Consider the following 13,436-nt stretch of genomic DNA (forward strand, 5'->3'; position numbering starts at 1 on the left):
CCTATAATGCATATTTCAATTTACGATACAGTCTCCGTAGCCCGTCCAACACAAAATACACGCAAGGTATTCCGTTTAGTTTGGCCAATAAGCATATTTTCTTATTCATCTTCCATTCTTTTTTTATCTCCCCCGGCAAACGGTCATAGTATTGCCACCATAACCGGAACTCTACCGTAAAATAATTCCAGGGCTTTGCTCCTGTATAATGCACTGTACCATGGCGCCGGACTTCTTCCCAGTCCTGTTCAGTATATTTCTGTAAAAAGGACTTCTTATATTGGGGCAGATAAAAAGTGCGGATAGAATTATGATAAGGAGCCAGACCGATTATCCTTCCCTTACACAACCGATTAAGTACGTCCTGATCCGGAAACTCCAGATAGTCTGCCTTTGAAGCTTCCAAGAATTTATCGACCATCTTGTCCCGACGCATCTGTTTCAGGTTCATTATCAGGAAACCGGAATTAATATATTCCATCGGATCACAGCCTATTGCCTTAAAACGTTCCATCTGGAACTCTAAAGGGGCTTCAAAAACAGCAGCTAAATAATTTCTTCCCAATTCGACTGAATGGTATAGTCCAACCAAATCATTACGGACTATCACATCGCAATCAATATATATCACTTTATCGTATTCCGGAAGCAAGTCCGGCAACAATAGCCGATAAGATGCCGCTTCCGTGTACTTGGCATCAACATAGATATCTTGCAAACGGCCTTGAAGGTTCACAAAAGAGTAGCGCGCACACTGCCCGCCTATTACTTGTATCTTTTGCCTTAACCGCTCCGGCAGTTCCCCGCCAAGCAGGCATATGACATGAAGCTGTCCGTCCGGTCGCATGTTTTCAAAGATTGAATACAGACAAGTGGCCGCAGGGATAAAATAATCAGGGGTAAAAGCAATTACCAACGGAACAGGAGTATGGTTCATTTGATGTATATTTACTTCCATAAGTGCATACGATTATTTACAATACATTTAGCAAGAAACAATAACAAGCGGTACTTACGGGTGCCTGCCTTCAGCCTGTTTACTATATCGCAGAGTTCATCAGGCTCTATATATCCCCGATGACGGAATTCATTCAATACATACCTTTTTTCTGCATCAGATTTCTCATGGCAGGAAGAAATGCCGTCACATCCATAATAACAGATGGTCAGTTCCACTCTCTTGTAGCTCCGGTGATTCACCACCATTTCGTAAAATAACTGTTCATAATCACCCACTATTGCCAATGATTCGTTGTATGGACGAGCCTTAAGCAAGCTTGTACGGATAAATAAAGACTGATGGCAGACGGAAAAACGTCTCAGGAAAAATTGCATATCCACTATTTGCGGAGCTTTCCATTCCGCAACCCCATCCGCATACTTCAAGCACGCATTGCCACACACAAAGTCCGTATCCAACGAATGAAGGACTTTCCGCAAAGTATCTTTTTCATAGAAAGTATCTCCCGAATTAAGAAAAAGACAGTAACTCCCTTTCGCAATGGAAACTCCTTTATTCATTGCATTGTACACGCCTTTATCTTTCTCGCTCACCCAATAATCTATATATTCCGCATATTCCTGAATAACCGGCACACTGTTATCGGTACTTCCGCCATCAATCACAATATACTCCGCTTCTCCGTCCAGATTCCTTTTATTGTCAATGACAGACTTGACGGTGGACTCCAGCATTGCACCGTTATTATAATTGATTGTAATAATCGAGACTTGCATTATTGCTTTTCTAAAATACGGGCAGGAACCCCAACCACAGTTACGCCCTGCTGTAATACCGATTTCAGGACAACAGCCCCTGCGCCAATCTTCACTCCGTCCGCTATGATTATCCCCCCTAAAATCTGCGCATTCTGTCCAATATCCACATTGTCGCCAATAACAGGAGAGTCATCGGGAAAAGTTCCTTTACTTCCGATGCAACAAGTACCATGTATGGTACAATTCTTTCCGATACGGGATTTCGGATTCACAATGATGGAACCGTAATGATATATTTTCAGACCTGCATCGAAACAACCCGCACTTATGAAAAAACCAAGGCGAACACCCAGAATGTTCTTTTTTCTGAAATAATAATATTTCAGCAGCCTGTTCTTTTTATAAGCAGTATAGAATTCTTCCTTACGAAGGGCTTTCATATACTTTCTAATCCAATATTGCTCGGTCTTTAAAAGCCAGTCCAACAGCCATCCTTTTGATAGTGGTGGAAAATAATCCATCCGATCCGAATCAAGATATTCCTTTAATGTCATCATTCCACCTTTTTTCATTTAATCCTTATCATAGTTACATATATCGTTTCCACTGTCTGACATAAAGTGCTAATAAGCGGTACGCATCATGTAATACCAACCAGTTGAACAACCGCATTCTCTTTCCTTTCCGAAGATAGCTTTTATCATAAAAGATATCCTTAATTAAAGGATTGGCACAAGACTTTCTCAATGCTTCTTCAATGTTACAAAAGTCTTCCTTTGCCAGATGTATTATATACCTATGATAAAAATAGGCAGTAGCACTAAGCCGGGTACACGTTAAATCCACAGAGTATTTTTTCTCAAGATTAGCATAAGCGGTCAACAAACTGTTTAGTATACATTCCAAATGTTCATAAGAAATCGCTTTTTGAGACAAATGCTCTCCTGTATGATGTACGTAAATATACCCGTCATAAGAGGAAGTTCTCACCGAATGGATATACAATAAATATTGGCTCACCCATAACGTGTCCTCGCCCGAATATAAAAAAGTATTGAAAAACAAACGGTTTGTCCTCTGAATGGTCGATTTATATAATCGACCGAAAGGCACTGTAAACTCCGGATATATATATTTTGACAAGCACCGGTGGATTTGCACCTTTCCTTCAAACATCTCATCTCCAAACAAATAGCCATTTCCTGACGGCTCGGCTACACAAGAACATTGCACCAGATCACAATCTTTGTATTTCATCAATTCTTCCAGATATTCCCTCTGCACATAATCATCCGAATCTATAAAGATAAAATAGGAACCATTATGCCTTTCAAGTCCCAGATTCCTGGCAGCACTGACCCCCAAATTCTCCTGATGAAAGACTCTTATCCGATCGTCACTCTGTGCATAATCGTCACAAATTTGCCCCGAGGCATCTTTACTACCATCATTGATAAGAAGAAGTTCAAAGTCTTTATACGACTGCGACAGAATACTATCTATACACTTCCCCAGATATTGCGCCGAGTTATATACAGGTACAATGACAGATACGAATGCATTATTTTCCATGTAATTCAGTTTTATACAGTGTAAAAAACATCTTTTTTAATGACCTTTGCCGGAACACCCGCCACAATCGTATGCGCCGGAACATCTCTAGTGACGACAGCACCTGCCGCAACAATAGCTCCTTCTCCAATAGTCACCCCCTTCAATATAATGGCGGCCATACCGATCCATACATTATTTTTTATAACAATAGGAGCAGACATGCTATTCCCATCTATAATCTGATGATTATCCGAATCCCGAATAATTACATTCTCGGAAATAATGACATTATTCCCGATTTCAATATGATTGAAACAATGCAACTTTGAATGGAAATTGATATATCCTGAGCCTATGACAAGTTTAGCATTCGGTAGCACAACTATAGTAGACCCGATTATATCAAAAGCCCCTTTTACAATCAATTCCGAATCAGCATGAAGAATGAGCCGCCCTTTCTCTTGAGAAGGAATCTTTCCTACCCATACCTTACCGACCATCAGTTTACCCCGGGAAGTTATATAATATCTGCATCCCTTCTCACGATACAAAATCCCATGTCTGGTAACATATATGCCCGGATGAATATACTCCTGATATCTCCTGTATATGCCGGCTATCAAGTTGAATATCACTTCCCGCTCCCTCCTGACACCTTGTTTATTTTGTGTTTATAAAAGTCTGACAACACATGCTTCATCAGTAAATATATATCATCCTGCCTTATCTTTAACAGAAACAGATAGACAGACAAACTCATCAATCCGCCCAGTATTATCTGCATACCGGCAGGCAAAAAGGTATACCTCAGCAAATAGGCAGGAATATTGGCCAGAAGCGCCAGAACCAAATAAGGAAAAAAATCGGTCAGTTGTTCCCAATACCCCAGATGAAACAATTTTCCGGTATAATAGGTGTTAATAAAAATAGCAATCTGTGTATATATCACCATAGCCCAACACATTGCCATAATTCCCCACGAAGCACTAAGCAGAAGCATAGTAATGGAAATTATTTTTTTCACTATTTCCAATTTTAAGAATAAATCTGATCGTCCCTTAATCTGTAAAAGGGACAAATTGATTGTATTCACAAAAGAAAACATGGAGGAAAAACATAAAAGCATCATAATAGGAACACACGGCAACCATTTATCCGTAAGTAGAAAAACAACCAATGGTTTGGCCAGTGATACCAAAAGAACCATTCCGCCAAATATAAAAACTGCACAAATCTTTATATATTTCCGATAAATTCCGATTAACCGCTCATCTTCATTTTGCAATCTTGCCAGAACAGGAAAAAATACCTGTTGCAATACTCCTGTTATATTATCACTCGGAAAATTCACATAGCTTTGAGCCCTCGTATAATATCCCAGGGATGAAGAAGAATAAAACCTTCCGATAATCAAAGGAGACAACTGCGCATACATGGTATTGAGCCAACCGGACAACATCAATTTACTGCCATAACCAAACAACTCCTTAAAAGAACCCATCGAGAATACCCGTAATGGTTTCCAACAGGAAATCCACCAGAGGTATCCACAGTTCACTAAAGACGACACAATCCCCTGGCACACCAACGCCCAAATTCCATAACCATTATACGCAAGGAACAGCCCCATGCCACCTGAAAGGATAGTAGCCAAAATATTGCCGACAGCAATGTCTTTAAATCTCAATTGAAAATATAAGATATTACTGTGTACCGAGCACAAAGCCCCTATCGGTATTGTCAGACAAGCAATTCTGGCTACATCCGTCAATAAGGGCTGTTTATAAAAGTCCGCTATAAAAGGAGCGCTGCAAAACAGAATGACATATACCAACAAACCCGTTCCCAAATTATAATAAAAAACAGTGGAACAATCAATATCCGTACGATTCAGTTTACGTATCAAAGCGGAACTGAATCCGCAATCGATAAATGAACCCGCAAACGCGGTAAACACTCCAAGCATTCCCAACATACCATAGTCCGAAGGCAAAAGTAAACGTGCCAGAATAAGCCCCAAAGTAAAACTGATCCCTTGTGAAGAGAAACGTCCTATCGAAGCCCATTTCACGCCGGAAAATCCCAGTGTACGAATATCTTTATCCGTTTCCGTCTTTTTCTGCATAATGCCCTGTTCCTAAAATGGCATGGATTATATTGTCTGCAGCCGACTGCTGGTTGGGAGACACTAAATAGGAATCAAAAAAAGACTTCCTTTTTTCCAACAGATAGTCATCCCCTTCCAAAACAATCTTCTTGATGAAATTCCGGATATCCTGAACATCCGTTCCTTTATAATGCAGGTCATAGGCTTCCTTTGCAAAAGAGTTCATCATTCCGGTATGTTCTTTCCCATTAATGAGGTACATCACCGGGTTCAACGTATGGTGATATTCGACAGTAAAAGAACCGCAATCGTGAATCATGGCATCCGAAGTCATGAACAGGTCAACATATTCGCCTGTCTCCAACTGCGTGTTTGGCAGATTCTTCCATTCCGAATAGTACCAATCGGTTTTCTCTTTTCCCCATAAAGAATGCTCATATAATTGACTTTTCAACAAAGGGTGGGGCTTGAAAGCCATTTGAAAAGGTAATCGGGTTGTCTTTATAAAATTCAACAACTCTTCTGCTATAGATAAAAAAGTAGAATAGCTCAAGCATCCACCATCAGATATTGAAAAATGGGGAGCCCAGATAATCCGCTTATACCTCCTGTCAGTCATTTTCCACCTGTCTTCATGATTACCATTTAAAAACATGTCCGTAACAGGCAATCCGGTCACTATTATATTAGAAGCCGCTTCCGGATATTTTTTCTTCAGTTCTGCAAATGCAGTTCCATTCTCATAATAGTTCTGCCATACAAGCTTAAAGAAATCATTTTTATTGGCCCATTCCGCCAACAGACTATGAAAAGCATAATTCGTATAGCAGAACAGCGCAGCCATATTCTTATTGTATAGAAAACTTTCCGGATAATAAGTGTAAGGCTTCTGATAAAATATAATATCCGGCTGCAGGTTTTTACGGATACTGACCAACTTGCCGTCTTTATAAGGATAACTGCAAACATATCCTTTCTTACAAAAGAAATCAAAACATGAATCTACTTCTTCTTTCAACAGACTTTCCTCCTTCTGTTCATCCGGTAAGACAAGAATTGACGGTGTAAATCCGGGATGCGCCAACATCGCTCTATACAGACTATCGTTTTTCCATGTCGCACTTTCTGCTACAGCAAACAGGACTTTTATATTTTCCTTCCGCCTGATTCTACGGATCTTATATCCCATGGTATGCAAATAGAAGAATTGGGAACATACCCGTCTGCATGAACATAACAGCTTATAAATCTTCCTCATCTTATCCTCAAGCCCCAATCAAAGTGTCAAGTGTATGCGAAATCCCTTCTTCCAATTTCCATTGAGGATACCACCCCAGCCCGTTTATTTTTTCAGTATCAAAAACTGCCCGCAATATGACATGGGAAGAGTCCACCGATGACTCTGGTATATCAAAGACTATATCCTGTCCACCCTTCAAAGCAATCATCTCAGCCAATTCACAGATACTGACTTCCGACTGCCCATCAGCAACATTATAGGCATTTCCGTTTTCCCCTTTTAACAATACATAAAGAAGAGCGAAAGCACAATCCACCACATAGCACCAGGAACGCTTTTGTATCCCCGAACTTTTCAGGCAGATTTTTTCCTTGGCCAATACATTCCGTATGAATTGTGCATAGACACGATCATCCTTGGGGGTAAAGAAAGGACCATACACGTGACAAGGACGCGCAATTGAAGTCTCTATCCGATATTGGGACGCATAAGAAATACACAATGTCTCGGCAGCCCGTTTCGAAGACGGGTAACATGCCCTCAAAGAAAGCCAGTCGAAAGTACCACTGTCTTCTTCACGGAAAGCAGCAGTTGTCCCTTCTCCATAAACTTCGCCGGAAGACACATACAGAAACTTTTTCAGGCTATGCCTTATCCCATAAGAGAACAAATGATCGACTCCCAGGATATTGGCCTTGACAACTCCCACCGGATCATTCCTAAATGCATCCGGAGCCGCATGACTCGCCGCATGAATGATATAATGAAAATCAACATCAAACGGCATCGGTGTCACTACATCATATGGCAGAATAGTGAAAGCGGCTGCATTCTCATACTGCACAAAACAATTTTGTGCATAAGCCAAATCACGTACACCCGCATAAAGATGGAAACCTTTATCTGGTAACTGCATCAGTACATCCACCAACGCCCTTCCTATCAACCCCGTAGCTCCCACAATCAATATATTCGCCTTATCTAAAGTTTTCCATGGTAAACACAGGTCTTTTACCCTCCTGATGTCATCATAATAAGTAATCATTTCAGCCATTCCTCCTTCGATGTCTGCATCAAGACTTTAAATATCTCCAAATCTTCAGTAGTGGTAATCTTAATGTTCCGTTCTTCGCCCGGAACTATATGCATTTCATATCCTCCCAATTCCGCCAAAAGTGTACATGAAGAGACTGAATTCAAGATTCCTTTTTGCCGTGCCTCTTCATGGGCATTTATTATATTGGCAAACCGGAATGTCTGGGGAGTCTGTGTCCTGATCAACTTGTCACGGGGAATGCTCGTAGTTGAATAAAACCCATCATCACTTTCAAGAATTGCCTCCCTGCACTGGATGCCGGTTATAGCATATCCGTATTGCTTACATATGGCAATATTGGAGGATATAACACCTTGGGATACCAAAGGGCGTACAGCATCGTGAATCAAAACCAAAGCATCTCTGTCTACGCCATTCTCTTTTAAACCGCATATACCATTGTATATTGATTCCTGTCCATTACCGCCACCAGGAAATATCCAACGTAATTTGGTTACATTATACTGACAGGCATACGAACGCAAAACCGTTTCCCATCCACCCAGACAAACAACTGCGATGGACACAATATCCGGATGTTTTTGGAAAGCCAACATTGTATGTACAATGACGGGACAATTACTCACATGTATAAATTGCTTGGGAATGTCCTGTCCCATCCGATTACCGGAACCACCCGCTATAATTAATGCTATATTCATTTCTCTGAAATTTGTTTTATTAGACACAAAAACATACTATTTCCTTTTATCAATTGCTAAAATCGTCTATTCGGTTCAACCCAATTCATGGACTTTTTAATAAGTACTTTCATTTTTGTCCATATTTCGATCAATAACCACAAACGATGAGCTGCCATCCAACCTAGCAATTTATATCTCAATTTTGTGCTCGGGCATCTGAAAATATAAGAATTAGTCTCCGGGAAAGTTTTAGCCCACAATTTAAAATCATTCACATCAAAAGAAAATAAATACAAACGCTTCGATAACAATTTATACAGCAACATATCCTCCTCCGTTATCCAGCCAGAATATGATCGGGACAAATATTTCACCGCATCAACCAAGCTTGTGATATGATCACACTGCCGCTTGCCAACATCTTTTCTAGAAGTCAAGGAACTATTGTTATCAGCATTGTAATGGTAAAGAGCATAAGGAATATATTTAATCACTGAAGAAAGCTGCAAGATCTTCACAACCACATTCATATCCTCTGCCATGTTTACGTTATCAAGAAATCTAATTCCAGAGTCCACAAATAACCTCCTTTTTATCAATTTATTCCATAGAGGCGCCATCATATCTTCTCTCATGATAGCGTCTAATAAGATTTCCGTGTGTTCTTCTGTTTTCTGTTTACATATTTTTTCAACAGGGGAATTAATATAATAATCACACCAAACAATATCCGCATCAGCCTGTTTAGCCATAAGATAAAGGATTTCAAACATATTCTTTTCGACCCAATCGTCTGAATCAACCCATCCTATATATTCTCCTTGAGCATAAAGCAGACCCGTATTACGTGTTGACGCAACACCCTTATTACAAGAATGAGAGATAACTTTCACTTGCTCTTTCCTGGCCGGATACTCATCCATTATTTCATTTAAAATATCAAGACTTTTATCAGAAGTACAATCATTGACAAAAATATATTCTATATCTTCCAGACTTTGTTCAAATAAAGAACGAACACAGGATTCAATATAAGCTTCTGCATTATAGACAGGTATCAAAACGGATACTTTAAAAGCTACGGACATGGCTATAATTATACAATATGAAATTATAATAATTTCATATTAGGCAACTTTAATATTTTTGAAAACAGGGTTTTACAAGTCGTTATCATACCAAATTCACGCCAAAGTATATGAACTATTCGTACAACAAGTATGGGATTTTTTAAAAATAAAATACGACTAAATGTGTCTTGTCTAAATTGAGTTAGAAAATACAGCGCATTCTCTCGTGAAGGATCTGCATCATAAATAGCTATCCTCGCAACAAAACTTTGCACATTCTTACCATTATCATCCAAGCCTGTCCAAACGCCTTTTCCTGTAATGCGATATACTCCCATAACATCTGCCATCAGGAATCCTTTTCCATTCTTCAAGAGTGTATAGAATAAAAGGACATCTGTAAAACAATCATATTTCTTGCATAACTCCACATCTAAAGCAGAATTTAAAAATAATGCAGTAAGTGGTTGGGTTACCCACTCTATATTACTCACAAAATAATTTAAATCAAATGTTTTCTCCTCTCTTACTGTAGAATAATAGGGAAGTACAGAACCGAATTCATTAGTCATCTGAAAAAATTCCCTATAATAATGCGTGCATAGCACATAATTTGGATGACTTTCCATGAAATCATACTGTTTTTGCAATTTCAATGGATCAGTCCAATAATCATCTCCCTCACAAAATGCTATATACTTACCTTTAGCCCGAGGAAAATTATAAACCAAATTTATTTCTATCCCTTTTGAATATTGGTTCTCAGTCTGATATATGGGCTTTATCATATCTGGATACTTTTTTTCGTACTCTCGAATTATATCTTGTGTGCCATCTGTAGAAGCATCATCATGAATAAGCATTTCTATCGGGAAATTTGTAGTCTGCATTATAAATCCATCCAGACACTGACGGATATATGGCACATGATTGAAAGAACAGCAGACTATACTAACTAACGGATGAATATTTTCCATACGATAAAGATATGTTGTTCAAACGTTTATTTTATATATTTCTTTTTTCATCAGATGTTTAACCCCTCTGTCTTCGAATTCATAGAAACCAAATTTTTCATATAAATGAATGCCACGTTCATTGTCCTTTCTTACTTCCAGGTATACTTCATTAATATGAGCAGGAAGATGTAACATTAAGTAACTTAAAATTTGTCTTGATATTCCACATCCCCAACAGTCCGGATGTACACAAATATATGGAATGTATATAAAATGCTTTTCCACATTATGATAAATGACCATAAGGGCTATAATATTGGATTCTGACTTCGAATAATACATAAAGCCCTGCCGGAACATTTTTAATATCCATTTATTCAAGTCTGGCATTGTGTGCAAAGAGGGTACAAACCAATCCGCAGAATCCATTATAAAATCTCTAAATTCAATGTATGATAAAGGTTCAGTGCAAACAACTATATCCATATTTATAACTAAATCAATGTATTATTAAATAAGAATCCAGTAAATGATTCACTTCTTCTTTTGTATTATTCATTAATACATCTATTATAGACAGATGAGAAATAAATTCTTCTGTATATAATTGAGAATATGGGGAAATAACCGTATCTATAAAATTTAATGTAATACCATACGTAGCAAATTCTTCTTTATCATATAAACTCCGACCTCCTATAGCGTTATAATAAATATTCGCCTCCAGAGTTCTGCAAAGTTGAAGTATCTTATCTTTTCCTCTTAACAAATTGCTTTTTGGAATATCCGAAGACATCAGTATCTCTGTATCAATAGATAAATAATTTAATATTTCCCGTAAACTATTAGCAATAAATATAGCAAGCTGCCTATTGGGAAAAGAAACTATTCTCTCCATCAATGCCATTGTCTGGTCATAATTGACTGCCCTAGAATAATTCATCTGAAAAGTTTTCATCAGTTTCTTGAAATCATCACCTATTTCAATCTCATTAAAGAGTTTATTCTGGCTTGCTTGCTTCAATGCAATAGTGAACATCACCTTTTTTCCCTTCACTAATATATTATTACGATTAACCCAACCACGCTTAATGAAATTTACATCATCATAAACCACATACTTATCAACAGCTTTCATTAACTGGAAATAACCAATATAAGGCATAAAATAGGGCTGCATAACTCCTAGTTTCATAATTCCGCTATTTTACAATCAAACGTATCACCCGCTCTAAATCTCTTTCATTTAATTCATGATGTATTGGTAAACAGATCACACTATCTGCCATTTTGTGAGCATTCGGCAGATTCTCAGGATTTGCACTTTCCAATCCACGATAAGTGGAAAATGTACTAATCAGCGGATAGAAATACCGGCGTCCCAACACATTCTTCTCTTTCATCTTGAAATAAAGCTCATCGCGGGTCATGCCATATTCTGCCGCATCTATCAAAATTGGAAAGTAAGAATAATTATATCTTATGCCGGGCCTATCATAAAAACAAGCAATCCCTTTCACTTGCCGCAATCCCTCGCGGTAACGCATCACCACTTGCCGGCAGGCTTCAATCGCAGTATCCACCTGCTTCAAATTCAGTAACCCGTAGGCAGCCCGCACCTCATCCATCTTACTATTAATACCGGGAGCGACAACTTCCGTTTCACCCGCAAAACCGAAATTTTTCAAATAATCAATGCGTTTCTTGGTTGCCTTATCATGCATAATCAAAGCTCCACCCTCTATTGTATTATAGATTTTGGTCGCATGAAAGCTTAATGTCGACAAATCTCCTTCATTCAAGATGTTTTTTCCATTTACTGTAACGCCAAATGCGTGAGCCGCATCATAAAGAACTTTCAAACCATATCTATCTGCTATTTCCTGAATACGCCTAGTATCACAAGGTATCCCATACACATGAACCGGCATAATGGCAGTAGTGCGGGAAGTTATTGCGGCCTCTATCTTTTCAGGGTCAAGATTGCCGGTCATAGGGTCGATATCCACAAATACAGGTTTAATGCCATTCCACCATAAGGAATGGGAAGTCGCTACGAAACTATAAGGAGTGGTTATCACTTCTCCGGTAATATGTAATGCCTGCAAAGCAGTGATCAGGGGCAAAGTACCATTGGTAAACAAACTGACATAGGGAACCTTTAAATATTCCGCCAACGCTTCTTCCAATTTATTATGATAGTACCCATTATTGGTGATCCATTTACGTTGCCATATATCTTGCAGATAAATATTAAACTCCTCCAGCGATGGCATCAAAGGCCGTGTCACAGTTATTTGTTCATCCATAAAGCCTACATACTTTTTTTATTATAACCCTTCACCGGAAAAGTAACTCTTACGATGAAACGGGTTGTATCAAAACAGCCTTTTGTAAGGCCACACTATATTTTTTCCACAAAGCCCACCGGAACTTCCACCATAGCTGCTCCCAACATATTAATCCTGACTGCCACCTTACTTTTTCCATCCATTGTGATCAACTCTCCTGCCAGTCCTGTGAGCGGCCCCTTTATAACTTTCACTTGTTCGCCCGGCTGAATACGTTCCAAACACATTTCAACCGCTTGCTCGGAATAGTCAAGCATAAAACGAAAGCGCTCCATTTGAGAATCCGGTATTATGGCAGGAGTACTTTCTCCACGTAATACCATAAAGCGATTGACAGAAGGAAGCCGTAACACCTGAATATATTCAGCAGGAGCAAGACGGGCAAAAACAACCATGGGAATAACCACGCGCTGTACTTTTTTACAACGATCACTCCACCGGCGCAACTCTTCCTGTAATGGAAGAAAGGCTTCGAATCCCAACGCTATAAGTCGTTCATAGGTTTTCTTCTCCCTGTTGCTCTGCACACATACAACCAACCATTTTTTTGCTTTTTCACCCATAATAATTATTTCAGATTCAATGATACATACAATCAAAAGGTAACCTCCAAGCGCGCTCCGCTCCCGCCAGTCACATTATTGACGGCTACCCCCAAATTATATATGTTTATTCCGCCTCCCTTTCAAGGCGGAA

15 protein-coding genes are annotated in these 13,436 nt (G+C 39.0%); all 15 read right to left on the reverse strand.

The genetic code is table 11. From position 1 onward, the window contains the following. Window position 1: 1 nt before the first annotated feature. Window positions 2-958, reverse strand: coding sequence for a glycosyltransferase family 8 protein (locus AB5443_RS10870; protein ID WP_022139183.1), 957 nt, complete (start codon window positions 956-958; stop codon window positions 2-4). Continuing rightward, a complete protein-coding gene (locus tag AB5443_RS10875) occupies window positions 949-1,737 on the reverse strand; it encodes a glycosyltransferase family 2 protein (protein ID WP_368113430.1) in 789 nt (262 codons plus the stop codon). The genes AB5443_RS10870 and AB5443_RS10875 overlap by 10 nt, the downstream gene beginning before the upstream one ends. Beyond that, window positions 1,737-2,276, reverse strand: a complete 540-nt coding sequence (locus AB5443_RS10880) for a serine acetyltransferase (protein ID WP_277134776.1) — start codon at window positions 2,274-2,276, stop codon at window positions 1,737-1,739. The genes AB5443_RS10875 and AB5443_RS10880 overlap by 1 nt, the downstream gene beginning before the upstream one ends. Window positions 2,277-2,307: 31 nt before the next feature. Then, window positions 2,308-3,291 carry a glycosyltransferase family 2 protein gene (locus AB5443_RS10885; RefSeq protein WP_277134777.1) on the reverse strand — a complete coding sequence of 328 codons (984 nt, stop codon included), beginning with the start codon at window positions 3,289-3,291 and terminating at the stop codon, window positions 2,308-2,310. Between the two features lie 11 nt (window positions 3,292-3,302). Next, on the reverse strand, window positions 3,303-3,773 hold the full coding sequence (locus AB5443_RS10890; RefSeq protein ID WP_277134778.1) for a DapH/DapD/GlmU-related protein: 471 nt from the start codon (window positions 3,771-3,773) through the stop codon (window positions 3,303-3,305). 131 nt (window positions 3,774-3,904) lie between these two features. Beyond that, on the reverse strand, window positions 3,905-5,398 hold the full coding sequence (locus AB5443_RS10895; RefSeq protein ID WP_277134779.1) for a lipopolysaccharide biosynthesis protein: 1,494 nt from the start codon (window positions 5,396-5,398) through the stop codon (window positions 3,905-3,907). After that, window positions 5,373-6,569: a CDP-glycerol glycerophosphotransferase family protein gene (locus AB5443_RS10900; RefSeq protein WP_277134780.1), complete on the reverse strand. Its 1,197-nt coding sequence runs from the start codon at window positions 6,567-6,569 to the stop codon at window positions 5,373-5,375. The genes AB5443_RS10895 and AB5443_RS10900 overlap by 26 nt, the downstream gene beginning before the upstream one ends. A 76-nt stretch (window positions 6,570-6,645) precedes the next feature. Beyond that, window positions 6,646-7,674: an NAD(P)-dependent oxidoreductase gene (locus tag AB5443_RS10905; RefSeq protein WP_277134781.1), complete on the reverse strand. Its 1,029-nt coding sequence runs from the start codon at window positions 7,672-7,674 to the stop codon at window positions 6,646-6,648. Next, window positions 7,662-8,378: an IspD/TarI family cytidylyltransferase gene (locus tag AB5443_RS10910; RefSeq protein ID WP_277134782.1), complete on the reverse strand. Its 717-nt coding sequence runs from the start codon at window positions 8,376-8,378 to the stop codon at window positions 7,662-7,664. Before AB5443_RS10910 ends, AB5443_RS10905 begins: the two co-directional genes overlap by 13 nt. A gap of 56 nt (window positions 8,379-8,434) precedes the next feature. Beyond that, window positions 8,435-9,448: a glycosyltransferase family 2 protein gene (locus AB5443_RS10915; RefSeq protein WP_277134783.1), complete on the reverse strand. Its 1,014-nt coding sequence runs from the start codon at window positions 9,446-9,448 to the stop codon at window positions 8,435-8,437. A 23-nt stretch (window positions 9,449-9,471) separates the two neighbouring features. Then, a complete protein-coding gene (locus AB5443_RS10920) occupies window positions 9,472-10,407 on the reverse strand; it encodes a glycosyltransferase family 2 protein (RefSeq protein WP_277134784.1) in 936 nt (311 codons plus the stop codon). A gap of 18 nt (window positions 10,408-10,425) precedes the next feature. Then, window positions 10,426-10,875, reverse strand: coding sequence for an N-acetyltransferase (locus tag AB5443_RS10925; protein ID WP_277134785.1), 450 nt, complete (start codon window positions 10,873-10,875; stop codon window positions 10,426-10,428). A 13-nt stretch (window positions 10,876-10,888) separates the two neighbouring features. Then, window positions 10,889-11,584, reverse strand: a complete 696-nt coding sequence (locus AB5443_RS10930) for a WbqC family protein (protein ID WP_277134786.1) — start codon at window positions 11,582-11,584, stop codon at window positions 10,889-10,891. 7 nt (window positions 11,585-11,591) lie between these two features. Then, on the reverse strand, window positions 11,592-12,698 hold the full coding sequence (locus tag AB5443_RS10935; RefSeq protein WP_277134787.1) for a DegT/DnrJ/EryC1/StrS aminotransferase family protein: 1,107 nt from the start codon (window positions 12,696-12,698) through the stop codon (window positions 11,592-11,594). A gap of 95 nt (window positions 12,699-12,793) precedes the next feature. After that, window positions 12,794-13,303 (reverse strand): UpxY family transcription antiterminator, encoded by a 510-nt coding sequence (locus tag AB5443_RS10940; RefSeq protein WP_277134788.1) that lies wholly within the window; start codon window positions 13,301-13,303, stop codon window positions 12,794-12,796. Window positions 13,304-13,436 lie beyond the last annotated feature (133 nt).

The organism is Bacteroides sp. RTP21281st1_H5_RTP21281_210402 (assembly GCF_040918965.1).
Lineage (GTDB): Bacteria > Bacteroidota > Bacteroidia > Bacteroidales > Bacteroidaceae > Bacteroides > Bacteroides congonensis.